A 23,086-nucleotide genomic window follows, 5' to 3' on the forward strand; every position below is an offset into this window, starting at 1 on the left:
GAGTGAGGAGGATCGATGGCGAAGGACGCGTCGCTGCGCGCAGTTGGATGGGCGCAATCGTTTCCGGTGTCGCAAGGCGTGCGGGCCGGCCGTCGGTGGACGCGGGAACACCTGATGTCCCTGGAGTGGACCGGGAGCGCCCCCGAGACGGTGGACGCCATACTGCTCAGTGTCTCCGAGCTGATCACCAACGCGCACATACACGCGCACAGCGACGCCCAGCTGGTACTCACCTGGGACAGCCACTGCCTGCACGTGAGTGTCCACGACTCCGACCCTGTTCCTCCTGCCAAGCAGTCCGAGGACCTCACGACGACCGGAGGGCGGGGACTGGCCATCGTCGATGCGCTCGCCGATGGCTGGGCCACGCATCCGCAGGCATCGGGCAAGACTGTCACCGCGTGCTTCGTGCCACCAGGTGCTCCGAAGCCTCGGCATGGCGGGGACGTCAGCTGAGGTCCGGGCGGAAGCGACCCGGAGTTGGAGGAAGGGCGCCCCGGTCCGACCTGGCGCACGCCTCACGCCCGTGCCGCCCGACATGCTCGTTGCCAGGCCGTGCCGGGCGGATCGTGGAGAGGGTGCGTCGCGCTCTCAGGAGCCAGTGCTTGAAGGCCCCTTTCACCTTCTCCGGCCTGTGACGTGGAGCCCGCAGTCTGCGGCAATCCGAGGTTGCCTTAACGGACGTTGGTGGATGCCCACCAGGACAATCCTCGGCGGCAGGTCCGGTTGTCGTTCCTTGGGTGACGAGGGGTGCCGACCGCAGGCGGGAGGATGCGGCAGTGCGCGAATGATTCGTGGGCTAGGCCGCTGAACTGGCCGCTACAGAGGGTGAGTTGCGCCCCGGGGTCCCGAGATGCGTCGGTCCTAATGTGTCGGCCAGTGGCTGGGGGCGCAGCCGAAACGAGTGCGGAACCAGCGGGAGAAGTTGCTCGGCGCCGAGAAGGAGAGGAGTTCGGCAACCTCGGTCTGCGAGTATCGCCGGCTCTCCAGCAGCCGGACGGCGAGCTCGGCCCGCGTGTCGTTGAGGACGCTGGTGAACGTCTGTCCGTGCAGGGCAAGTTGGCGGTGGACGGTTCTGCGGTCGACGCCGAGGCTGCGGGCGACCTGCTCCATCGAGCAGCGCCCGGTGGGCAGCAGGAGCTCGATCAGCTCGCGGACGCGCTCGAGCACGGTCGTGTCCTTTGAGGGCTCCAGGCCGTCCAGGAACTGAAGTGCGTAGGCGAGGAGTTGCGGGTCCGACATCCGGTTCGGCGCGTTCAGGTCTGCCGCCTCGAAGGCGATCCCCGTGAAGGCGTGGTCGAAGGTGACGGCCGGACCGAAGATCCGCTGATGGGTGGATGGATCATCGGGCGGTCCATGGGTGAAGCACACGGCCAGTGGCTGCCAGTGGGGCGCGAGGAACCCGCGCAGCAGTCGGTGCAGGACGTTCACCGCGAGTTCCACGGACTGCCTGGTCTCCATGTGTTCGCCCGGTTCCAGGCGGACCCGGATGACGGCAGAACCGTTGGCCTCGGACAGGTGCAGGCGCAGCGCCTCGTTGTAGACGTGCTCGTAGCGGATGAGGACCTGCAGGGCGCTGCGCACATCGGGTTCTTCCCGGATCACCAGGCTCAGCGGTCCGAGGTTGGAGAAGCGACGCAACTCCCCGAGCCGCAAACCGAAATCCTGACGTCCGGACTCCGCCGCCGACTCTTCGAGAAGTCGGATCACCGCGGCCGAGGGCAGCCAGCGGTCCTGCAGGCTCATGCTCGCCGGATCGAGTCCGTTCGCCCGCATGAGCCGCGCCGGATCGATGCCGGCCGAGCGGCTCAGGTCGAGGTAGCCGCTGAGGGACGCGTATCGGGACTGTGGTTTCAACGGACCTCCGATGTCCCCAAAGGATAAATCTGATGGCCGTTGAGGATAAGCACGTTTCGGCTGTCACGCCTAGCGTCTTAAACGTCAAACCCCGGTTCGACCAGTACACAGCGCGAGGAGAACACCGTGGCGCACGCCATCCGCTTCTACGAACCCGGTGCCCCAGAAGTGATGCGGTGGGAGGCCGTCGAGGTCGGTGAGCCCGGGCCCGGAGAGGTGCGGGTGCGGCACTCCGCGGTCGGGCTCAACTTCGCCGACACCTATTTCCGTACCGGTCTGTACCCGGCCGCCCTGCCCGCCGGCCTCGGCGTGGAGGGCGCGGGCGTCATCGAGGCCGTGGGTCCGGGAGTCATGGACTTCGCCGCCGGGGACCGCGTCACGTACACCGGCAGTCCCCTCGGCGCGTACAGCACGGAACGGGTGTTGCCGACCGCATCGCTGATCAAACTGCCGGAGGTCATTCCCTTCGACACCGCGGCGGCGATGACGATGCGGGGTCTGACGACCGCCTACCTGCTGCGCCGCATTCATCCGCTGAAGGCCGGGGACACCGTGCTGCTGCACGCCGCGGCGGGCGGCGTGGGGCTGATCTTCTGCCAGTGGGCGAAGCTGCTCGGCATCCGCGTCATCGGCTCCGTCTCCACTGAGGAGAAGGCCGAGGTCGCCAGGGAGCACGGCTGCGACGAGGTCGTTCTGTATCCGCGGGAGAAGGTGGCGGACCGTGTGCGCGAGCTGACGGATGGCGCGGGCGTCCCCGTGGTGTTCGACAGCATCGGCGCCGCCACGTATGCGACATCGCTTGAGTCGTTGTCCGCACGCGGACTGCTGGTCTGCTTCGGCACCGCCTCCGGCCCCGTACCGCCGATCGACGCCATGCAACTCGCGGTCAAGGGCTCGCTGTTCGTGACCAGGCCGGCCTTGGCCGACTACATCGCCGACCCCGAGGAGCGTGCCCGGTTGGTCGGTGAGCTGTTCGGTCACGTCGGGTCGGGGCGCATCCGCATCGAGATCAATCAGCGGTACGCCCTTGCCGATGCCGCCCAGGCGCACCGTGACCTGGAGGCCGGCCGGAGCACCGGCTCCTCGGTCTTCTCGCTCTGAGAGGGCCGACGAGGGCCGACGAAGGCCGACGAGGGCCTACGTGGGCCGACGTGGTCCCCCCGGACCCTGCCCGTTCCCCCTGTACCCCGACGAGAGGAGACAGCGATGAGCACGGCGACCAGTGTCGCTACCACGATCACGGCACAGCCCCTCACCTGCCATATCGGAGCCGAGCTGTTCGATGTGGACCTCGGTGACGTCGCCCGCGACGACACGCTGTTCGCGGAGCTGAAGGCGCTGCTGCTGAAGCACAAAGTGCTGTTCCTGCGTGATCAGCACTTCACCCGTGCCGAACACGTCGCACTGGCCGAGCGGTTCGGGTCGCTCGAGGACCACCCGGTGGCGGGAAGCGATCCGGACCACCCCGGACTCGTCCGGATCTACAAGGACCTGGACAGCCCGCCGGAGCACTACGAGAACGCGTACCACTGCGATGCCACCTGGCGGGAGAACCCGCCCATGGGCTGCGTGCTGCGAAGTGTGGAGGCACCTTCTGTCGGGGGCGACACCATCTGGGTCGACATGGCCGCGGCGTACGAGAAGCTGCCGGCCGAGGTCAGGAATCGGATCGACGGACTGCGCGCCCGGCACAGCATCGAGGCGTCCTTCGGTGCCGCACTGCCGGAGGAACAGCGCCACGAGCTCAAGCGACGGTTCCCCGACGCGGAGCACCCCGTGGTGCGCACCCATCCGGAGACCGGGGAGCGGATCCTCTTCGTCAACGCGTTCACCACGCACTTCGTCAACTACCACACCCCGCAGAACATCCGGTGCGGCATCGACTACGCACCCGGTGCCGCCCACTTGCTCAGCTACCTGATCAGCCAGGCCACCATCCCGGAGTACCAGGTGAGGTGGCGGTGGACGCCGAACAGCGTCGCCATCTGGGACAACCGCTCCACGCAGCACTACGCCGTCCAGGACTACTGGCCGGCCGTCCGCAAGATGGAGCGCGCCGGGATCATCGGCGACCGCCCCTTCTGAGCGGCTCGAACCTCCTTCTCAACCACCCGCACGAGCACCCGTGAACGGAGTACACCCATGCATTTCCACGATGATGCGCTCTTCCCCGAGAACCAGGACAAGCTGGTCATCACCAGTGCGCCCTACGGCCCGGAATGGGAGCCGGACGACTTCCGTGAGGACCTGCCGCTGACCATGGACGAGCACGTCCAGCAAGCGGTGGACTGCTTCGAGGCGGGCGCCACCGTCCTGCACATCCACGTGCGGGAACTGGACGGCAAGGGCTCCAAGCGGCTGTCGAAGTTCAACGAACTGCTCGGGCGGCTGCGGGAGGCGGTGCCGGAGATGATCCTTCAGGTCGGCGGGTCGATCTCGTTCGCGCCCGAGGGCTCGGGCGCCGATGCCAAGTGGTTGTCCGACGACACCCGCCACATGCTGGCCGAGCTCGACCCCAAGCCCGACCAGGTGACCATCGCGATCAACACCAGCCAGATGAACATCATGGAGCTGATGACCCCCGACGACATCGCGGGTACCTCCATGACGCGTCCCGAACTCGCCGAGGCATATCGGGAGATGACGGTGCCGGCCGGTCCCGCCTGGGTCGAGGAGCACCTGCGCAGGCTGCAGGCGGCGGGCATCCAGCCGCACTTCCAGCTGTCGAGCATCCCGCAGCTGGAAACCGTCGAGCGGCTGATCCGCAGGGGCGTCTACACCGGCCCGCTGAACGTCACCTGGGTGGGCATCGGGGGTGGATTCGACGGCCCGAACCCGTACAACATCATGCAGTTCATCAACCGGGTGCCGGACGGGGCGATCCTCACCCTGGAGACCCTCATGCGCAGCGTCCTACCGGTCAACGCGATGGCGATCGCCATGGGACTGCACACGCGGTGCGGCAACGAGGACACTCTGTGGGGCCGCCAGGGCGCCAAGGCCACCTCCGTCGAGCAGATCAAGCAGCTGGTCCGGATCGCCGGTGAGCTCGGCCGCGAGGTAGCCACCGCGAAGGACGCCCACGAGATCTACAAGATCGGTACCAGCTACGCGGATGCCGACGAGACGCTGGCCAAGCTCGGTTATGCGCCGAACCGCAGGCCCGGCCAGGTCGGTTTCACCCACCACGCCTGACCGGTCGACAGCGACCGTCACCTGCCCCCGGCCCGGTGTGCCGCCGGCCGGGGGCGAACCACCGGCAGTTCCCGCAGCTGTGAGGAGTGACCGTGACATCGCGCGAAACCATGGGCGGGGCGCCGACGCCACCCACCGCAACCGCAACCGCAACGGGTGCTGGTGCTGGTCCCGGTACAGGGACCAGCAGAACGTACCCCTGGCTCGTCTTCGCCCTGGCCTTCGGGCTGCTGCTTTCGGACTACATGTCCCGGCAGGTGCTCAGCGCCGTCTTCCCTGTCCTGAAGACCGAGTGGTCGTTGTCCGACGCCCACCTGGCCTCGCTGAGCAGCGTCGTGGCGCTGATGGTCGGGCTGCTCACCCTGCCGCTCTCACTCGTGGCCGACCGCTGGGGCCGGGTCAGGAGCCTGGCCGTGATGGCGGTGGTGTGGAGCGTGGCCACGCTCCTGTGCGCGGTCGCGGGGAACTACCACGAGATGCTCGCCGCACGGTTCCTCGTCGGGGTCGGCGAGGCCGCCTACGGCAGCGTCGGAATCGCGGTGGTGCTCAGCGTCTTCGCCCCACGAGTCCACGCCACGCTCGGCGGGGCGTTCATGGCCGGCGGGTCCTTCGGCTCGGTGGTCGGCGTCGCCGTCGGCGGCAGTCTCGCCGTGCACGTGGGCTGGCGCTGGTCCTTCGCAGCCATGGCGGCCTTCGGGCTGCTGCTGGTCGCCGTGTTCCGGGCCGTGGTGAGCGAGCAGAAGCTGGACCAGTACGCGGTCGAGCCGAGATCCCCCGCGGCGCCGGCCGGTGGCCGCGCACCGTTCACGAGCCTGTTCACCAACCCGGCACTGCTGTGCGCCTACATCGGCGGCGGGCTGCAGATGTTCACTCCGGCCGTGCTGCTCTCCTGGACACCGAGCTACTTCAACCGCTACTACCACCTTCAGACGGATGAGGCTTCCGTTATCGCCGCGGTCTTCGTCCTGCTCATCGGCAGCGGCATGGTGATCTGCGGAATCATCTCCGATCGGTTCACCCGCTCACGCTCCGACGCCTCCGGCCAGTGGACCGCAGGAGTGGCGTTCTGCGTCGTATCGCTGGTCTGCCTGTCGGCCGGCTTCGGCCTGGCGCCCGGTGCGGCGTCGCTGATCCTCATCGGCTGCGGGTCGTTCTTCGCCGCCGGTTCATCGGGGCCCACCGCCGCCGTCGTCGCCGAACTGTCCCACCGTTCCGTACGGGCGACCGGGCTCGGGACGCTCACGGTTGCCAACAACGTGCTGGGTCTTGCCCTCGGCCCCTTCGCCGTCGGGATGGTCGCCGATCACCTCGGACTGGCCGGAGCCCTGCGCCTCGCCCCGCTGATGTACCTCGCCGCCATCGCCGTGCTGCTGCTCGGCAGGCGGCTCGCCCCGGCCGGAAAGCTCCACCTCGACCGGCTCGCCCTGCCCACCGCCCGCTGAACCCCGAACCAGCCGAATCCCCCGATCCATCAGGGACGAACATGACAGACACCCCGCCACCGACCGTGGTGATCGTGCCCGGACTGCGTGACCACGTCGCCGACCACTGGCAGACCTACCTGGCCGATCGGCTCGACGGCGCGCGTACCGTACCCCCGCTCGTGCACGACAGGCTCAGTCGGGCCGCCCATGTCGCCGCCCTCGACGAGGTGCTCGCCTCGGTCTCTGGCCCCGTCGTACTCGTCGCCCACAGCGCCGGGGTCATCACCACCGTGCACTGGGCCCGCAAGCCGACCCGGCAGATCCACGGTGCTCTGCTGGCGACCCCCGCAGATCTGGAACGACCGCTTCCCGAGGGCCATCCCTCCGTGCGGGAACTTGAGCGCGAAGGGTGGCTGCCCGTGCCACGCTGCCAACTGCCTTTCCCCAGCATCCTCGGCATCAGCAGCAACGACCCGCTCGCCGCGCGTCGGCATGTCGCCGGTCTTGCGGAGGTATGGGGCAGCCGTCCGGTCGACCTCGGGCGGGTCGGGCACCTCAACCCGGCTTCCGGGCACGGGTACTGGCCGCGCGCGGAGGAGCTGGTGCGACAGTTGCTCGGCAGCCGGGAGACCGAGAGGGCAGCCTCGTGACCCAGGTCTGTGCAACAGCGGCCGAGGCGGTCGCCGACATCCCCGACGGCGCCTCGCTCACCGTCGGCGGCTTCGGCCTCTGCGGTGTCCCCGACGCCCTGATCGCGGCCGTGGCCGCCGGGCCGGCCACCGGGCTCCACGTGATCTCCAACAACTGCGGGACGGACGGCCACGGGCTCGGGCAACTGCTGCGGCGAAGGCGGGTCCGGCGGGTGACGGCCTCGTACGTCGGCGAGAACGCCGAGTTCGCCCGGCAGTACCTGGCGGGGGAGTTGGAGGTCGAACTGACTCCTCAGGGCACCCTGGCCGAGAAGCTCCGCGCCGGCGGGGCGGGCATCCCCGCCTTCTTCACCCCGGCCGGGGTCGACACCCCCGTCTCCGACGGAGGGCTGCCCTGGCGCTACGACGCCGACGGCTCGGTGGCGGTGGCCTCCCCGCCCAAGGAGACACGCGAGTACGGCGGGCGGCGCCACGTCCTCGAGGAGTCGATCACCGCCGACTTCGCCCTCGTGCACGCCCTGATCGGGGATACCGAGGGGAACCTGCTGTTCGACAAGTCCGCACGGAACTTCAACCCGCTCGCGGCGACGGCCGGGCGGGTCTGCATCGCCCAGGTCGAACACCTCGTGCAGCCAGGCGAGTTGGACCCCGGACTCGTACATCTGCCCGGAATCTTCGTCGACCGGATCGTCCACACGGGCGTCCAGGACAAGCAGATCGAAAAGCGCACGGTGACAACGGCGAAGGAGAACGGCGCATGAGCGCGACAACGGCGGCGCCGACGAGTGCGGCACCCGGCAGGACACACGGCTGGACCCGGGACCAGATGGCGGCAAGGGCCGCCTGCGAACTCGTACCGGGCGAGTACGTCAACCTCGGCATCGGACTGCCGACGCTCATCCCCGACCATCTGCAGCCCGGCCTCGGCATCGTCCTGCACAGCGAGAACGGGATCCTGGGCACGGGCGCCTACCCCGACGAGGACTCCGTGGACCCGGACCTGATCAATGCGGGCAAGGAGACCGTGACCGTCAATCCGGGCGCCTCCTTCTTCGACTCCGCGCTGTCCTTCGCGATGATCCGCGGCGGCCACATCGACACCGCGGTCCTCGGTGGCATGCAGGTCTCCGCGGCCGGCGACCTGGCGAACTGGATGGTGCCCGGCGCGATGGTCAAGGGGATGGGCGGGGCGATGGACCTCGTGCACGGCGCCCGCCGGGTGATCGTGCTCATGGAACACACCAGCAGGTCCGGGGCGTCGAAGGTCGTGCGCCGGTGCACCTTGCCGTTGACGGGGCGGGGTGTCGTCCATCGGATCATCACCGACCTCGCCGTCATCGACGTCACCGGACAGGGGCTGGTGCTGCGTGAATGCGCGCCCGGGGTATGCGAGGACACCGTACGTGCGGCCACCGACGCTCCGCTGGCACGACCGAAGGCGAGCTCCTGATGCTGAACCTGTCCGTCGTCCTGGAGGACTCCGTCCGGCGCTGTCCCCGTCGCGTGGCACTGGTAGCCGGTGACCGTCGGCTCAGCTACGCCGAGGTCGACGCCCGAGCCTCCCGGGTCGCGCATCTGCTGGTGGCGCGCGGTGTCAGGCCGGGGGACCGGGTGGCCCTCTCCTGTCCGAACCTGCCCGAGTTCCCGATCGTCTACTTCGGCATCCTCAAGGCCGGCGCGGTGGTCGTACCACTGAACATCCTGCTCAAGCCCCGCGAGATCGCCTACCACCTGGCGGACTCCGGAGCCGTGCTGTACTTCTGCCACGAAGGCACGGCGGACCTGCCGATGGGGGAATACGGGCGGGAAGGCTTCGAGGCGACCGCCGGTTGCCGGGAGATGTTCCTGATCACCGACGACATGTTCCGGGACAGGCCCGAAACCTTCGAGTCCGTACCGCGCGAGCCCACGGACACGGCGGTGATCCTTTACACCAGCGGCACCACCGGACGGCCCAAAGGCGCCGAACTGTCGCACGCCAACATGGTGCTCAACGCCCTGACGGCCACCCGTCTCTTCGACAGTTCTCCGGCCCGGCCCGACATTCATCTGCTGGCACTTCCGCTGTTCCACTCCTTCGGACAGAGCGTGAGCATGAACGCGGGCCTGTCAGCCGGCGCCACCCTGGTACTGATGCCGCGCTTCGAACCACAGGCGGCGCTACGGCTGATGCACGAGGAGCGGATCACTGCGTTCGCCGGTGTGCCCACCATGTACTGGGGGCTGCTCGGCGCGCTCGATCACCACACCGACGACGTCGACCACCTCACCCGCAACCTCCGCCTGGCGGTCTCCGGTGGCTCCGCGCTGCCGGTGGAGATCCACACCCGGTTCGCCGAGCGGTTCGGCGTCCGGATCCGCGAGGGCTACGGCCTGTCCGAAACTTCTCCACTGGCCCTGTTCACGGACCCGGAGGGCGAACCGAGACCCGGTTCGATCGGGGTGCCCGTCTGGGGCGTCGAGGCCCGGCTCGTCGACAGGGAAGGGGAGAGGATCACCGGCGACGGGCAGGTCGGCGAGCTCGTGCTGCGCGGCCACAACGTCATGAAGGGCTACCACAACCGCCCCGAGGAGACCGCCCGCACACTGCGCGACGGCTGGCTCCACACAGGTGACTTGGCGCGCGTCGACGAGGACGGCCACTACTACATCGTCGACCGCACCAAGGACCTGATCATCCGAGGCGGGTACAACGTCTACCCGCGCGAGATCGAGGAGGTGCTGATGAGCCACCCCGACGTGTCCCTGGCATCCGTCATCGGCGTCCCGGACGCACGTAACGGCGAGGAGGTCAAAGCCTTCGTCATCCTCGAAGCGACCGCCCTGATCACCGAGACGGAGCTGATCGCCTGGTGCAAGGAGCAGATGGCGGGATACAAGTACCCGAGGTCCGTCGTCTTCAGCAGCTCGCTGCCGATGACCGCCACGGGAAAGATCCTCAAACGGGAACTGAGCGGCCGAACGGGGGCGGGCGCATGACCGAAGCCTCCGATGCCGTAACTCCCTTCCTCGACCGGATGCGCGAGCGCGGTGAATGGAACCCGTTGTGGGACGGGCTGGCCGAGCTGGACCCGCACTGGACCGAGGACTACCTGCGGACGGCCACTCAACCGTGGCGCAGCGGAGTCCTCCCGCCGAAGGTGATCGAGCTGCTCTGCATCGCCGTGGACGCGGCCTGCACCCACATGTACGCGCCCGGGGTGCGCCGTCACATCCGAGCCGCCCTCGACCTCGGCGTCACCGCCGAGGAGATCCTCGAAGTCCTCAAGCTTGCCACCGTGATCGGCATTCACTCCTGCAACATCGGCGCACCGATACTGATGGAAGAGCTCGACGCGCGGGAAAAGGGAGCCGCCTCCCCGTGAACGAGCCGTCCTGAGCATGAATGGTGTGGTGGGTTCTGTCGCGGTTTCAAGGCCGACGAGGCCCACGCCCCCCCCGGGCTGCATATCCGAAGGTCAACGGTGGCAGAGGCGTTCTGCGGCGGCTCAGCCGGGCACTGCACAGGAACGCGAGGCGCTCAGGCCGCGGCTTCGCCGCCGTCCTCTTCCTCCGAGGCGTCGTCCAGGTACATCCATCGGCGAACCACGGTGTAACCGGACGGGAGCTCGTTGCCCGTCAGCTCTCTGTACCTCGCCTTTGCCGCATCGCTGGCCCGATGCCCAGGAGGGAGCCTCCGAAGGAAGGGATCGCGGTCCGGGTCGAGGGAGGACTGACGCGGCTCCGTGGGCTCACTGCCGGACTCATGCTCGGGGGAATCCTCGATGTCCCCGGATTCGTATTCTTCGCCGTCCTTGCGCAGGTAGAGATGGGCGACGACGACTAGGCCTACGGCCAGAGTCACGCCGAAGGCGACACGGATCTTCGGCTCGTGCTTCTTGTACCAGTCCTTCGTCTTCTGACCGAAGGAGGTGGGCTCGTCGTCCTCGGGCGTCAAGTCAGTCACGCGCACACATCTACCGGACGCATCCCGCACCTGTCAGCCAATCAGCTGACTTCGCCCTATTCACAGGGCGAAGTACGTCTGTACGTCTTCTGTGCATGCAAGTACGTAAGTCGCAAGGCTTGAGCCCATTCCGGGGCTCGCCGGCCGAGCGGTCTCCGCCAGGACCGCGTCGACCAGCTCGACCAGCTCGAACGGCACGACGGCCGTCGGCTCGCACAGATGCCCGGGCGCGAACCGACCCGCGGCCGCCGTGACCGTAGGGGTGATGGCCGTCGGGGGCCGACAGGCCATGATGAAACGGCAACGGAGCTCCTCAAGTACAAGCTGTCCTGGATGGCTGCCTGTACCGACGAGCTCCGTTGCTCTGCGTCGAAAATCCTTCAACTGGCTTGCATGACCTGCGAAAACGCTAACTGCCCGGCCTTGGGGCAAGGTCCGTCCACCCCGGCCGCGCCCGCATGCTCGCACAGCACTTCAGCCTCTGGATCCGAGGTGACCTGCACGGACGGGGTATTCGGCACACACAGCGCTCAGGCGTCGGTCGGGGCGGCGGCGTGCGGTCCGTCGACGAGCATGCGGTCCACGACCCGGGCTGTCGCGAGACCGTCCCCGGGCTCGCAGAAGTCCCTCTTGAACTGAGCGTACTTCTCCCGGTACTCCGCTTCGACGGAATCGACGTCGCGCAGGGCCTTGAGTAGTTCTTCGGAGGTCTCCAGCAGCGGGCCGGGCGCCCGGGTGGTGAAGTCGAAGTACAAGCCGCGCAGCGAGTCCCGGTAGTGCTCCAGGTCATAGGTGAAGAACAGCATCGGCTTACCCGAGTGCGCGAAGTCGAAGAGCGCCGAGGAGTAGTCGGTGATCAGGACATCGGCGACGAGGTACAGATCGGCGATGTCCGGGTAGCGGGTGACATCCCACACGAAGCCCCGGCCGGCGCCCGGTACGTTGTCATGGACCCTCGGGTGCTTGCGGAAGAGCAGCACATGGTCCTGACCGAGTTCGGTCTGGGCCGCGGCCAGGTCGATCCGCAGATCGAGTTTGTACAGATTGCTCGCGTGCCGCTGGTCTTCCCGCCAGGTGGGAGCGTAGAGCACCACCTTCTTGCCCTCGGGCAGGCCGAGCCGCTCCCTGACCCGCGCGGCCCGCGCGTCACGGTCGGGGGCGTGGAAGGCGTCGTTGCGCGGATAGCCGCTCTCGAGCAGGTCGCCCTCGATGGAGTACGCCCTGCGCATGATCTCCGTGGTGTACGCGTTCGGCGACACCACGAAGTCGAACTGCCGGTAGCTGTGCGGCAGGCCGGCGATATAGGAGGGACTCGACTGGGGAGAGCCGAGCAGGTCCTTGCCGATCTTCTTCAGCGGCGTGCCGTGCCAGGTCTGCACGACCCGTTGCCCGGGGCGGGTGACGAACCAGTCGCCCACCGCCGTGTTGACGACGACGTAGCGGCTGCGTGCCAGTGCCTCGTACCACTCGCGGCTGCCCCAGCCCACCACACGCGCTTCCGGCGGCATCTCGGGCAGCCCCGCGTCCGTGGTCCAGATGTGCTCGACCTCGACCCCCCGGCGCACCAGCTCCTCGTAGACCGCCCGCGGGGAGTCCGAGAACTGCTTGCCCCCGAGGCTTATGTAGAGGACCGCGTCGCGCAGGGGGAGCTCGCGCTGCTCCTGGAAGTACGTCTCGCGCAGAATGCGCTGCCGGTAGGCGCCGTGCTCATCGGGGCCGAGCAGCCGTTCCGGCTCGATGAAGATGCGGTCGAAGTAGCGGCGGTCCACGGTGTAAGCACGCTGCGGGCCATTCGAGCGCAGGGGCAGCTCCTGCACCTGCTCCGGACGCAAGGTCACCGGGACGTCCCCGGACTTGTCCCAGGCGTCCGCGTCGCGGAAGAACAGATACCAGCGACCGGGGCACAGGGGAAGCTCGGGGCCGTGTGTCTGGGGGGCCGCCTCGGGCTTGATCCGAAGAGTGAACCGCCCGTCGGTGAGCTCGACCGGCAGCTCCTTCTCCTCGAAGCGGACGCCGTGCCGCAGGATGAACTTCTTCCCGGCCGCCGCCTCACCGGGATACGTGCCTGCGAGCACCAGCTCCCCCGATCCCTCGACGGTCATCGCGTCGACGACGGGTCGTACTGCTCGCGTCGCCAGCATCAGCCTGCCGGGCCCGTCGCGGTGAATGGCCAGCTCGCGGCCGGGGGCAAGCCCATGCCTTGCAGTCGTGAAGCCCTCGGCGAGGGTGGCCTCCTGGCCCTGCCCGTCTTCTCCGCGCAAGGTCACTTTGAACTGACGGGTCCTGATTCCCGGCAGGTCGTTCTCGGCCAGCCGGGCGAGGCTGAAGACCGCTTGGTAGCGCCGGAACGCGTCAGAGGAACCGGCCAGGGGAGTGAGCGGGCCGTCGAGTCTGTCGTCGCCTTCGACGATCCTCACGGCGGTGGGGGCCTCGGCGCCACTCCGCGCCCTGGCGACGATTCGCAGTTCGCCGTCCGCGACGGTGCAGGACTCGACCTCGACAGCGGGCTGCTGCACCGTGATGCTCACGGCGTCCTTGGTGAAGCCGACCACGAGACGTGAGCCGTCCGCCAGATGGCGAACCTGGTTGTGCCCGGCCGTGCCCGCGTCGCGCTGGCGCACCCGGGCGCCGTAGGTCCCGCCCGGTCCCAGTATCCCGATGCGCAGAAACCACTGGCCGGCACCGCGCCCCGCGAGCTCGCTCAGCCGACGAGCAGGGACGACGACTTCGAAGCCCGTGTGGTCGTAGCAGTGCAGCGCCTGTCCGGAGGCGACGGTGGCCTGTTCGTTTCTGGTGCGGCGCATGCGCAGCTTGATGCGGCGGCCGGTCTCGCCGTGCTCCAGCAGCGCGAATCGGCCGATGACGCGGCCCGATGGGCGCGGCAGGTTCGCGGCAAACGCGTACCCTTCCCACACCAGATCGTCGCCGCGCCAGTCGACCGAGGTGAGCTGCGCCGTCACCGGCAAGTCGCGAGGCTTGAGCGCTGCTATCCGTTCAGGCAGTGCAAGGCCCCGCAGCCCCGGCAGCACCAGGCGGGGGCGGCGGGCGCCTGCCACGAGGAAGGCGCCCGGGTCCCTGCGCTGGTTCCGGACCACCTCGACAAGATCCTCGGCACGCCCCTCGGCAGCGAGGTACCACATGACGCGCTTGGTCGCAGGGAGGCGAGTGAGCACCCCCTCACCGTGGACGTCGAGCAGTTCCCGCGCCGTGGCACGCAACTCCTCGCGCTCGGCCTGCGAGCTCTCGGGAAAGAATCGCAAGATTCTCTGCACTCTTGCCGATGCGAGATCGGCGAGAGACTGCGCCATGAATATGGCCCTTCTTCTTCGATGTGGCGGTTGACTTAAGTAATTGAACGTCAAGCGAGTAACTCGCGTGCCGCACTCTTCGCGTGATAACAGCACGGGCACATGAGGCGTGGATCCGTCGAACTTGTGGGGCTCTTTTATGAATGATCGAGGCTGGATAGCCTCTCCGCCCTCAAAGATCAGGTCGACCACTCCTGCTTGGGGGGCAAGGGTCACATTGAAGATCAACCGCGCCGGCTGCGTGATGTAGGCCCAGACCATGTGGTCGTTCCCATGGGAGTCGTGCACCTCCAAGCCGTCAAGATCAGCCTACTTCTGTGCGAAGCCGTCGAACTGCACCTCTGCCTCGACGGTGACTGAAGCCAACTGGGTTCCCTCTTCGTACGTTTCATAGACGGACCAGTCGAGCGTGCCTTCACCGAGATCTATGTATTCGATCATTGGATTCTCCAGTGCGCCCGGAAGGCTCAAACCCTCGAAGGTGTAACCGCTGGAGAAGTCATCGTCGTTGACACCGGCACCTGGGAGCGACTTCTCGCAGGCGTTCTTCACCCATTCAAGAATGGCTTCACGCGTGCTCGTCGCCGGATCGATGAGGAGCTCTCCGACTCCGTCGGTTACGGAGACCTCCGGCAAGCCGTCCAGTGCATGCTGGAGAGCGGCACATCGCTTCACCTGCGGAACTGGTACGGGCAGGTCAGCCAGAAGACTGGAACTGACCGAGGTGTCATCCTTTGTTCCGTCGCAGAAGTCACTGTGTTTCGCCGTAACAAAAACCAACAAGTCCGAGCTGGAGAGGGCAGTTGCCGCCTCTGCGATACTCAGCCAAATCAACACGTCTCGATACCCGTCGGGCCCTTTGTTTTCCGGGTCGCGAGCTTTCATTCGGAATGGATTTGTTTCGCTCATGGCCCGCCTCGGAAGCACCTCGTGAGGAACTGAGGGGAACGGCAGGATCGTCGCGCCGGCGTTGCTGAGAGCCGACCGTAGCCGCGTCTCGTAACCCTCCGCCTTGCTTCGAACGCTCTGTTCGAGCTCGTCGTGGTCCGGAACGATGCCTTCGGTCAAGCGCAGACCGCGTACGCCACTCAGGCCGGTCCGCATGTTCCGAATCGCCTCTTCGAGCCTTCGAGCGTGCAGGCGGACAACCTCACGAACGACCACTTCCGGTATCCAGAGCCGGAGTTGCCCTCGACTGCACCGCAGGAGAGTCGTGTTCCAGGCCTGGTTCTGCAACTCAAGATCGCCATAGAACGCGTTCGTATCCACAGCCAGGACGGGCGGGACCCGCACGTCTGAAGTCTCCGGCACGACACTCCTTCTCCGGAGCCGGGTCGCATACGCACTCGGCACCGGCAGTTTGAAAGATGGATCTTGTCCCTAGACAGGCCATGCCACCAAATGGTTGTATGCCGCCCAAAAATCGTCTGTTCCGCCCGGCCCATCGGCTGGTCCAAGCCGGCCCGGCCTGCGCGCGACGGTCGAGTTGGCGGACGACGGTCGACCTTCAGGCTGCAGGAGAGGTCGTCGAAGAAATTCCACGTGTCCAGCAGCAGTCCTGCCGGGGCCGCGCCAAGGTCAGGGTGCTCGACCCGTCGGGTGTGGTGGCGGTGGAGCCATCGGAAGGCGTCGAGTCAAGCCCGGTGCTCGAGGGAAGAGGGACGGGGTGCGCGCCGGACCGCGTCGGACGCGCCCAGCCCGGTGGACGGCGGCGGCTTGTCGAGAGAGCGGCTACGGGCGGGGCGGTGCGCTGGATCGAACCAAAACTCGTGCCAAGGCGGCGCTCTCCGGGACGCAGTCGAGCGAGAGGGGCTGCGTGGCGACGGCGCCCTCGTGCAGTACGAGGAGTTGGGTGGCGAGGGTGGCCGGGTGCGAGCAACCCGCCGCGGTGGCGAGTTCCTTGAACAGGTCGAGCAGCCAGAGCTTCTGGTTCGCGGCGATGCGGTGGGCAGGATGCGAGGGGTCCGGGAGTTCGGCCAGTGCGTTGATGAAGGCGCATCCGCGGGTGCTGGTCCCGGTCCAGGTCCGCAGGGCCTCGAAGGGTGCGGTGACGGCCCCGGCGGGAGTGTCGGCGGCGTCGACGGAGGCCCGGACGAGCGAACGCCAGCGTCGGTCGCGTTCCGCGAGACAGATCGCCACGAGGTGGTCCTTCGAACCGAACTGGTTGTACAGGGTCCGCTTGGTCACGCCTGAGTGCTCGGCGATCAGATCCACGCCGACCGCGGTGATTCCGCGGCTGTAGAACAACTCGTCGGCAGCCGCCACGATGCGGCGGCCGGCCGGCGTCAGAGGCCGCACTTCCTGCACGAGATTCCTTCACTGATCGGTGTACGGTGGGAGAGGTTCACAGATCAGTATACCTGTCAGGAGGTTCAAGCGATGAGTGTGGCCGATTCCATGCGAGTGGTGCGCATCACCAGGCACGGAGGACCGGAGGTCCTTGAGCCGGCGGAGGTCGCCGTCCCCGCGCTTCAGGCAGGGGAGGTGCTGGTCCAGGTCGGTGCGGTGGCGCTGAACAACACCGACCTGTGGACCCGGGAGGGCGCCTACGGTCGTCCGGACGACCCGAAGGCGCTGTCGGGGTGGCGGGGCCCGGTCGACTTCCCGCGCATCCAGGGCGCCGACGTGGCCGGCCGGGTCGTGGCCGTCGGGGCCGGAGTGCAGGGGAGCCTCGTCGGACGCCGCGTGGTCGTCGACCCCGCGATCTACGACAGCGAGGGGCCGCACGCCAACCCGGTGGGCCTGATGGGGAGCGAACGCGACGGCGGATACGCCGAGTACGTGACAGCGCCGGCGAAGCGCGTGCACGGCGTGACGGATTCCCCGCTCACGGACGACCAGCTCGCGGCATTGCCGACCGCGTACGGCACAGCGCTGGGCATGATCGAGCGAGGCCGGCTGCGGCAGGGAGAGACCGCCCTGGTCTCGGGCGCGTCCGGCGGCGTCGGCCTCGCGCTGGTGCAGATCGCCCGCGCGCGCGGCGCGAGGGTGATCGTCATCAGCAGCGGGCCGAAAATCGACGCGGTGCGCGAGGCGGGCGCGCACGAAGTCGTCGACCGCGCAGGAGACATCGCCGAGCAGATCCGCGCCATCGCTCCGGAGGGAATCGACGTCGCACTCGATGTCGTGGCCGGTGAGCTGGTGAGTGAGGGGCTTCCGCTTCTGCGCGAAGGGGGCCGGTGGGTCATCGCCGGCGCACTCGGTGGATACGGCGTGACCTTTGACGTGCGCCGGCTCTACCTGCACAACGCCCAGGTCATCGGTTCCGCGATGCATACGCCGACACACTTCGATCTCCTCATGGACCTGGCCCGCCGGGCAGAGGTCCAGCCCGTCGTCGCCGCGGCCTTCCCCCTGGACCAGGCCGCTCAGGCGCAGGAGGAACTGTCACGCAGGGGGCATGTGGGAAAGATCGTCATGCATCCCTGAGGTTCCGTCCGAGGATCGCGGGCGGAACCAGGAGCCATGAGCGGACCGCCGCGACGGTGACGGTGCCGTGGAAGGCGGAGTCCTCCTGTCGCGGCGGGTGGAGGAGCGAGGGATCAGTCGAGGGGAAGACCCTGTATCTGCCCGAGCGTGCGCGCTCCCGAGCCGTGGAGCAGAGTGCCGTCACAGGCGGGCAGTTCGCCCTGCACCTTCTCCATGTGCCGGGCATCCACATAGCCCACGGAGATGTCTCCCTTGTCGGTGAAGACCTTGGTGTAGCTGCGGTCGTGATCCGTCCCCATGGCCAGCAGGCGCTTGCTGTCGAGGAGTACGCCGTAGTACAGCCTGTCGGAGTTCAGCCTGTCCACGGAGGAACAGAGCACGGGGACCTCTTCGCCACGTTGCGGGTGGCAGTCGGGCTTTGCCTGGTTGCACAGTTCGCGATCACCGACCTTGATCACCTTGCAGCTCTCCTCGGACTCGCCCGTGCAGGAGACCGGCATGATGTTGAGGGGCGGGCTCACGGTGGGGTGGCTGTAGACGCTGACCCAGGCCGCGCGGACGGCTGTGCGATGCACTTCGGGACGCGCACACAGATCGATGTCCGCCGTCCCCCCGAACTTGTCGTCCTGCACGGTCACCGCGTGCTTGTCGGGGCAGTCCCCGGACGCGCCCTCGTCGGCCGCACGCCCCTCCGGTGCACTGCCCGCAGACGTCGAGCCCGGGACGGCCGGGTCCTTGTCCGCCGTGGATCCGCAGCCGGCGAGGGACAGCGCCAGGACCACTCCGAGCATGGGGGAGACGGGGACGCGGTGTGACACGAGAGCACCTCCTGATTGATGGGCGAATCATCCGCATGCCGACAGCGACGGCGCGTTGCTGCACCGCGGCACGAGGGCCGATGCTCGCAGGAGCCGCTGCCGCCCTGCGTCGGTGGAACCACGTACTTCGCTACGTAAAGGGTGGGCGGACGACCGCACACGCTCTGAATTACGTAGCGCACGTCAGGGAAACCACGGACTCGCGGCACCCGTAACGGGTGGGAGGGTCGTTTCGGTCGGGGAGCCGAACCCAGCACAGGTGGTCTGTGTGACGGCCGCCTTCGAGGAGGGCAGGCGGTGTGGCGCGAGCGGCAGGGACATGGCAGCGGAGAGTGGGCCTGACCGGAGCGGTGCTGAGTCTCGCTGTCGCGGGGTGGTTGATCTGGCTCTTCCCGGCAGCCCACCTGGCGGCCGTCCTGGGGCTCGGCCCCGTGGACGGCGTCATGACGATCACTTCCTGCTACGAGGCCACTGACGCGCAGGGAAGCCAGGTCGGCACCAACTGCCGAGGCACGTACGAGCCTCGTGCGGCGGGGGAGCCCCGGCGCCAGGTCACGCTGGACAAGGCCGCCGGGCCGCACGAGCCCGGCAGCACCGTTGAGGTGCGGATGGCGCGAGGCAGAGCCCACGAGCTGTCGGGCTACGCGCTGGGTACGTGGGTCACCGTCACCGGCGTCATCCTCGCCCCGTTCCTCGCCCTGTCGCTGTCGTTCCGCGCCTGCGCGCGGGATGCCACGTGGCGCCACCACGGTGACTACGTCTTCGTCTTCATCGTCGCCGAGCTCGCCGCCCTCGTCCTCGGCGTCGTGGTGGGCGTCCTCGTCTCGATCGCCCTGGCCCTGTTCGGCTGACGGGGCGGGGCGATGCAGGACCCCGCATGTTCGGCGGAGGTGATGGACGCGGCGTGTGCGCGACTCCCGAACAGCCGTACGCTCAACGTGGTAGACAATGCCGTGGAGTTAGGTGGAGAGATCGCACGCGGGGGAGCATCGGAGGATGCTGCCGGGCATCACGGAAGCGGGAGCCCCCTCGTCGGCCGCACGGCCGAACTGGGTCTGCTCGACACGGTGATCGACCGACTGGGTCATGGGGCGCCGCCCTTCGTCGACATCACCGGCGCGGCAGGGATCGGCAAGAGCCGGTTGATGGCGGAGTTCTGCCTGCGGGCACGGCGACGCGGGGTGACCGTGCTGCGCGGCCGGGCGGCCGAGTACGAGCGGCACCTCCCCTTCCATCCGTTCGCCGACGCGTTCGCCGATCTGGCCGACGGCCCGCCGCATGCGCCCGGCCTGCTGGACGCGGTCTCCCGTATCCGCGGCGGCCGGGCCGCCGAGCCGTCCCCCGGACCGGTGCAGCCCGCCGCCGACCGCTTCGGTCTCCATCGGTCGGTGGCTGCCCGGTTGGCACAGCTCGGCCGGGCCGGCGGCCTGGTGGTGGCACTGGACGACGTGCACTGGGCGGACCCGGCGTCACTGGAGCTCCTGGACCATCTCGTCCGGCATCCCGTACCCGGCCCGGTCGTTCTCGTCGTCGCCCGCCGCGACCGGCAGACTCCGACCGCACTCACCGCGGCGCTCACCCGCGAAGCCGACACTGATGCGGTGCTCCGAATCGCTCTGGCACCGCTCGCGGAAGAGGAATGCATCGAAGGGCTCGCCCCCGATCTGCCGCGCGAACGGTCCGCGCAACTGTACGCCGCAGGGGAGGGCAATCCGCTCTACTTCCTCTCCCTCCTGCACGCACACCGCGAGGACGCCGCGCGGCGTCGTGCGTCCTCCGCCCAGGCCTCCGCCGGGAACAGCCTCGGCGAACTGCCCACCGGACTCGGGGCGGTGCTGATGAACGAACTGGCACCGCTGACCCCGTCGCAGCACCGGACCCTGGAGGCGATCGCCGTGCTGGGCGATCACGCCATGTCCCGGGTGATCCGCAGGGCGACCGGACATACCGATGCCGAGCTCGACGACGATCTGGACAGTCTGGCGCGACGCGACCTGGTGCGGCCCGGTCCGGGCGGCCGGATGATGCTCCGCCACCCGGTGATCCGGACCCTGGTCCACGAGTCCACCGCCGCCCGGCGGCGCGTCGAGATCCATCGTGCCGCCGCCGTCGAGCTGTCCCGCACCGGCGCACCGGCCGTCGAGCAGGCCCGGCACATCGAACGGTCGGTGACCTCGTGGGACCCGCAGGCGTACGCCGTACTGAGGCAGGCGGCCGAGCAGACCGCGTCGACGGCTCCCACGAGCTGCGCACACTGGCTCCGGGCCGCACTCACGCTGCTGCCCGACACGGTCGAGCGCGGGGCCGAGCGGCGCGATCTGATGCTGCGGCGCGCCCGCGCACTCGGTGTCGCCGGTGGGCTGCGGGAGAGCCGCGACCTGTTGCACAAGGTGATCAGCACGGCCGGTCCCGACGAGACCGGCGTCAGGACGTCGGCGGTCGTGCTGTGCGCCCTGACGGAGCGGCACCTCGGAAGATATCCCGAGGCGATCGCGCTCCTGCGCCGCGAGCTGAGCAGGCAGCCGGAACTGTCACCGTCCGACCGGGTGTCGATCGGTCTCGAACTGAGCTCGTCCGCACCGCACAACGTCTCCTATCCGCAGATGCGGGGCGAAGTCGCACGGACCCTCGCGGATGCCCGCGCCCTCGGCAACGAACTCGGCGAGGCGGGGGCACTGGCGGTCGCGGCGTTCGGCGAGGCCTACGAGGGCGGTGTGCCCGCGGCGAGCGCGTACGCCGCGCAGGCGGCCGGGTTGCTCGACGGTCTGCCCGACGACGACCTCACGGCGCTGTGTGAACCGCTGGGCAGACTGGGCTGGGCGGAGGCGTTCCTCGGCCGCTTCGCCGATGCCGAGCGCCACGCCGACCGGGGCCTGGGGATTGCCCGGCGCAGCGGGCAGGTCTACCTCCTGCCGCTCCTGCTGCTGTGCAAGGCACACGTACGCATCCAGACCTGCCGACTGCCGTCGGCCTGCGAACTCGCCGACGAGGCCGAGGACATCGCCCGGGGCATCGGCAGCAGCGAACTCCTTGCCTTCGTCCTGGCCAACAAGGCCCAGGTGCGCATCGCGGCGTCCGCCCCCGGTGACCCGGAGGCACTGGCGGCCGCCGAGGAGGCCGTTGCGACCATGGGGCCGAGCGACAACTGGCGGGCCTCCATGGCGTGGTGCATGCTCGGCTACGCCGCGCTCACCGGCGGCGATCCGCACCGCGCCCGGGACGCCCTCCTCCGGGCCGGCGGCGACGACCTGGGCGGCCTGCAACCCTCGATGCGCCCCCTCCTGTCGGAACTTCTCGTCACGGCGGCCCTCGCCACCGGCGACGTCGGCTCGGCGTCCGCATGGGCCGAGCGGGCACGCCACGAGGCGGAGCAGCTCGGCCTGCCCGTGCAGCGCGCCTCCGCGATGCGGAGTGCGGCACAGCTCGCACTGCACGGTGGCGACCCCGCCGGGGCGGCGACGCTGCTCTCCGAGGCGGCGGCGCTGTGCGCACGGGCCGGTGCGGCGTTCTGGGAGGCGCGGTCGCTGCTGCTTGCGGCCCCGGTGATGACGGCTGCCGGGCTCGGAGCACGCGGTGCGGCCATGTGGGAGCAGGGCCACCGGCTGGCCACCGGCGGAGGCGCGGGCCTGCTGGTCGGCCTGGCGGAGATGACTCGGCCGTCCGAACCCTGCACGTCCGCCACCGCCCCGCCGTGGCTGGCCTCCTTGACGGCACGCGAACGGGAGGTCGCCGAGCTGGTGGCCGAGGGGCTCACCAACCAGGCGATCGCCACGAGGCTCTACCTCAGTCCGCGTACCGTCGAGACCCACCTCTCCCGGGTGTTCCGCAAGACCGACGTCGCCACCCGCGCTGCGCTCGCCGCACTGGTGGCCCGTTCCTGACACCGGGAAGCGTCCCTGGGCGGCACGTCCAGGCGCGCCGCCGTGTGGGTCAGCGGCGGCCGGCGGCCAAGATGACGAGGAACTGGCCGCCGCCCGGCTCGATGTCGGCCGTCACGGGCAGCCCCGGTACCAGTCGGGAGAACCGGTCCACCAGCCAGTCCGCCGCCTCCTGGGCGTCCCGCCTGGTCGGACAACGGCCCACCATCTCGCGGCCCCCCTTGCGCTCCAGCCTCCCGGCCACGGTGATCAGCGGCGCGGGTTCGACCACGTACACGTGGTCCGGCCAGGCGATGGTCACCTTGACCGCGCCCTTGCGGGTGTTGCATCCGCGGTGCGCGAGCCGCTCGGCGACCTTGGCCTTACGGTCGGCGGTCCGGCTGTCGACGCTGGGGCCCCGCGGGTCGTTCACCGACTCGTCGGGGTCGACCGCTTCGTCACACACCCAGCATCGCCAGCCGTCGCGCTCGGCCACATCATCAAGGAGACTCATCCGAGCAAACTAGCCTGCCCGGCCGCCACCCCGCGCATCCGGGCCCCGTAGCCCGCTGTGCGGGGGCGGCTGTGCCGAGCGCGCTGAG

The 23,086-nt window shown here is 68.8% G+C and carries 21 protein-coding genes; 13 read left to right on the top strand and 8 right to left on the bottom strand.

Going from position 1 to position 23,086, the window contains the following annotated elements:
- Positions 1 to 15 precede the first annotated feature (15 nt).
- Entirely contained in the window at positions 16 to 456 is a 441-nt protein-coding gene (locus OG912_RS33585) for an ATP-binding protein (RefSeq protein WP_327712578.1), read from the top strand.
- Positions 457 to 864: 408 nt separating this feature from the next.
- On the opposite strand, the gene OG912_RS33590 is transcribed toward OG912_RS33585, so the two are convergent.
- Positions 865 to 1,857: an AraC family transcriptional regulator gene (locus tag OG912_RS33590; protein ID WP_327712579.1), complete on the bottom strand. Its 993-nt coding sequence runs from the start codon at positions 1,855 to 1,857 to the stop codon at positions 865 to 867.
- Between the two features lie 126 nt (positions 1,858 to 1,983).
- On the opposite strand from OG912_RS33590, the gene OG912_RS33595 reads away from it, so the two are divergent.
- The 9 genes from OG912_RS33595 to OG912_RS33635 all read left to right on the top strand — a co-directional run bounded on the left by OG912_RS33595 (position 1,984) and on the right by OG912_RS33635 (position 10,491).
- Positions 1,984 to 2,958, top strand: a complete 975-nt coding sequence (locus tag OG912_RS33595; protein WP_327712580.1) for a quinone oxidoreductase family protein — start codon at positions 1,984 to 1,986, stop codon at positions 2,956 to 2,958.
- Positions 2,959 to 3,063: 105 nt separating this feature from the next.
- Positions 3,064 to 3,942, top strand: a complete 879-nt coding sequence (locus OG912_RS33600) for a TauD/TfdA dioxygenase family protein (protein ID WP_327712581.1) — start codon at positions 3,064 to 3,066, stop codon at positions 3,940 to 3,942.
- A gap of 57 nt (positions 3,943 to 3,999) precedes the next feature.
- Entirely contained in the window at positions 4,000 to 5,052 is a 1,053-nt protein-coding gene (locus OG912_RS33605) for a 3-keto-5-aminohexanoate cleavage protein (RefSeq protein WP_327712582.1), read from the top strand.
- A gap of 92 nt (positions 5,053 to 5,144) precedes the next feature.
- Positions 5,145 to 6,494, top strand: a complete 1,350-nt coding sequence (locus OG912_RS33610) for an MFS transporter (protein ID WP_327712583.1) — start codon at positions 5,145 to 5,147, stop codon at positions 6,492 to 6,494.
- Positions 6,495 to 6,535: 41 nt separating this feature from the next.
- Positions 6,536 to 7,126 carry an RBBP9/YdeN family alpha/beta hydrolase gene (locus tag OG912_RS33615; RefSeq protein WP_327712584.1) on the top strand — a complete coding sequence of 197 codons (591 nt, stop codon included), beginning with the start codon at positions 6,536 to 6,538 and terminating at the stop codon, positions 7,124 to 7,126.
- Positions 7,123 to 7,887, top strand: a complete 765-nt coding sequence (locus OG912_RS33620; RefSeq protein ID WP_327712585.1) for a CoA transferase subunit A — start codon at positions 7,123 to 7,125, stop codon at positions 7,885 to 7,887. Before OG912_RS33615 ends, OG912_RS33620 begins: the two co-directional genes overlap by 4 nt.
- Positions 7,884 to 8,576: a 3-oxoacid CoA-transferase subunit B gene (locus tag OG912_RS33625; RefSeq protein WP_327712586.1), complete on the top strand. Its 693-nt coding sequence runs from the start codon at positions 7,884 to 7,886 to the stop codon at positions 8,574 to 8,576. Before OG912_RS33620 ends, OG912_RS33625 begins: the two co-directional genes overlap by 4 nt.
- Positions 8,576 to 10,105 (top strand): long-chain-fatty-acid--CoA ligase, encoded by a 1,530-nt coding sequence (locus OG912_RS33630; RefSeq protein ID WP_327712587.1) that lies wholly within the window; start codon positions 8,576 to 8,578, stop codon positions 10,103 to 10,105. Before OG912_RS33625 ends, OG912_RS33630 begins: the two co-directional genes overlap by 1 nt.
- Positions 10,102 to 10,491 (top strand): carboxymuconolactone decarboxylase family protein, encoded by a 390-nt coding sequence (locus tag OG912_RS33635; RefSeq protein WP_327712588.1) that lies wholly within the window; start codon positions 10,102 to 10,104, stop codon positions 10,489 to 10,491. Before OG912_RS33630 ends, OG912_RS33635 begins: the two co-directional genes overlap by 4 nt.
- Before the next feature lie 155 nt (positions 10,492 to 10,646).
- Here OG912_RS33635 and OG912_RS33640 read toward each other — a convergent pair whose 3' ends face one another.
- From OG912_RS33640 to OG912_RS33660, 5 genes are all read right to left on the bottom strand, one after another.
- Positions 10,647 to 11,078, bottom strand: coding sequence for a hypothetical protein (locus OG912_RS33640; protein WP_327712589.1), 432 nt, complete (start codon positions 11,076 to 11,078; stop codon positions 10,647 to 10,649).
- 54 nt (positions 11,079 to 11,132) lie between these two features.
- On the bottom strand, positions 11,133 to 11,363 hold the full coding sequence (locus tag OG912_RS33645; RefSeq protein WP_327712590.1) for a hypothetical protein: 231 nt from the start codon (positions 11,361 to 11,363) through the stop codon (positions 11,133 to 11,135).
- 239 nt (positions 11,364 to 11,602) lie between these two features.
- Positions 11,603 to 14,380 (bottom strand): CDP-glycerol glycerophosphotransferase family protein, encoded by a 2,778-nt coding sequence (locus OG912_RS33650; RefSeq protein ID WP_327712591.1) that lies wholly within the window; start codon positions 14,378 to 14,380, stop codon positions 11,603 to 11,605.
- 309 nt (positions 14,381 to 14,689) lie between these two features.
- Positions 14,690 to 15,691, bottom strand: coding sequence for a PIN domain-containing protein (locus tag OG912_RS33655; RefSeq protein WP_327712592.1), 1,002 nt, complete (start codon positions 15,689 to 15,691; stop codon positions 14,690 to 14,692).
- A gap of 420 nt (positions 15,692 to 16,111) precedes the next feature.
- On the bottom strand, positions 16,112 to 16,669 hold the full coding sequence (locus OG912_RS33660) for a TetR/AcrR family transcriptional regulator (RefSeq protein WP_443061115.1): 558 nt from the start codon (positions 16,667 to 16,669) through the stop codon (positions 16,112 to 16,114).
- Positions 16,670 to 16,759: 90 nt separating this feature from the next.
- Between OG912_RS33660 and OG912_RS33665 the strand changes: the two genes are divergently transcribed.
- Positions 16,760 to 17,809, top strand: a complete 1,050-nt coding sequence (locus OG912_RS33665) for a zinc-binding dehydrogenase (protein WP_327712594.1) — start codon at positions 16,760 to 16,762, stop codon at positions 17,807 to 17,809.
- A gap of 113 nt (positions 17,810 to 17,922) precedes the next feature.
- On the opposite strand, the gene OG912_RS33670 is transcribed toward OG912_RS33665, so the two are convergent.
- Entirely contained in the window at positions 17,923 to 18,627 is a 705-nt protein-coding gene (locus OG912_RS33670; protein ID WP_327712595.1) for a hypothetical protein, read from the bottom strand.
- 299 nt (positions 18,628 to 18,926) lie between these two features.
- Between OG912_RS33670 and OG912_RS33675 the strand changes: the two genes are divergently transcribed.
- Positions 18,927 to 19,478: a hypothetical protein gene (locus OG912_RS33675; protein ID WP_327712596.1), complete on the top strand. Its 552-nt coding sequence runs from the start codon at positions 18,927 to 18,929 to the stop codon at positions 19,476 to 19,478.
- 42 nt (positions 19,479 to 19,520) lie between these two features.
- The gene (locus OG912_RS33680; protein WP_327713605.1) at positions 19,521 to 22,508 is read left to right on the top strand and encodes an ATP-binding protein; all 2,988 of its coding nucleotides are present in this window, start codon (positions 19,521 to 19,523) and stop codon (positions 22,506 to 22,508) included.
- Between the two features lie 49 nt (positions 22,509 to 22,557).
- On the opposite strand, the gene OG912_RS33685 is transcribed toward OG912_RS33680, so the two are convergent.
- Entirely contained in the window at positions 22,558 to 22,998 is a 441-nt protein-coding gene (locus OG912_RS33685) for a hypothetical protein (protein ID WP_327712597.1), read from the bottom strand.
- Positions 22,999 to 23,086 lie beyond the last annotated feature (88 nt).

It is taken from the genome of Streptomyces sp. NBC_00464, from assembly GCF_036013915.1.
Lineage (GTDB): Bacteria > Actinomycetota > Actinomycetes > Streptomycetales > Streptomycetaceae > Streptomyces.

Coding starts and splice junctions, on each gene's coding strand:
- OG912_RS33630 (WP_327712587.1), top strand. CDS start 8,576: ATGCTGAACCTGTCCGTCGTCCTGGAGGACTCCGTCCGGCGCTGTCCC.
- OG912_RS33680 (WP_327713605.1), top strand. CDS start 19,521: ATGGACGCGGCGTGTGCGCGACTCCCGAACAGCCGTACGCTCAACGTG.
- OG912_RS33665 (WP_327712594.1), top strand. CDS start 16,760: ATGAGTGTGGCCGATTCCATGCGAGTGGTGCGCATCACCAGGCACGGA.
- OG912_RS33600 (WP_327712581.1), top strand. CDS start 3,064: ATGAGCACGGCGACCAGTGTCGCTACCACGATCACGGCACAGCCCCTC.
- OG912_RS33625 (WP_327712586.1), top strand. CDS start 7,884: ATGAGCGCGACAACGGCGGCGCCGACGAGTGCGGCACCCGGCAGGACA.
- OG912_RS33685 (WP_327712597.1), bottom strand. CDS start 22,998: ATGAGTCTCCTTGATGATGTGGCCGAGCGCGACGGCTGGCGATGCTGG.
- OG912_RS33645 (WP_327712590.1), bottom strand. CDS start 11,363: ATGGCCTGTCGGCCCCCGACGGCCATCACCCCTACGGTCACGGCGGCC.
- OG912_RS33585 (WP_327712578.1), top strand. CDS start 16: ATGGCGAAGGACGCGTCGCTGCGCGCAGTTGGATGGGCGCAATCGTTT.
- OG912_RS33615 (WP_327712584.1), top strand. CDS start 6,536: ATGACAGACACCCCGCCACCGACCGTGGTGATCGTGCCCGGACTGCGT.
- OG912_RS33605 (WP_327712582.1), top strand. CDS start 4,000: ATGCATTTCCACGATGATGCGCTCTTCCCCGAGAACCAGGACAAGCTG.
- OG912_RS33650 (WP_327712591.1), bottom strand. CDS start 14,380: ATGGCGCAGTCTCTCGCCGATCTCGCATCGGCAAGAGTGCAGAGAATC.
- OG912_RS33635 (WP_327712588.1), top strand. CDS start 10,102: ATGACCGAAGCCTCCGATGCCGTAACTCCCTTCCTCGACCGGATGCGC.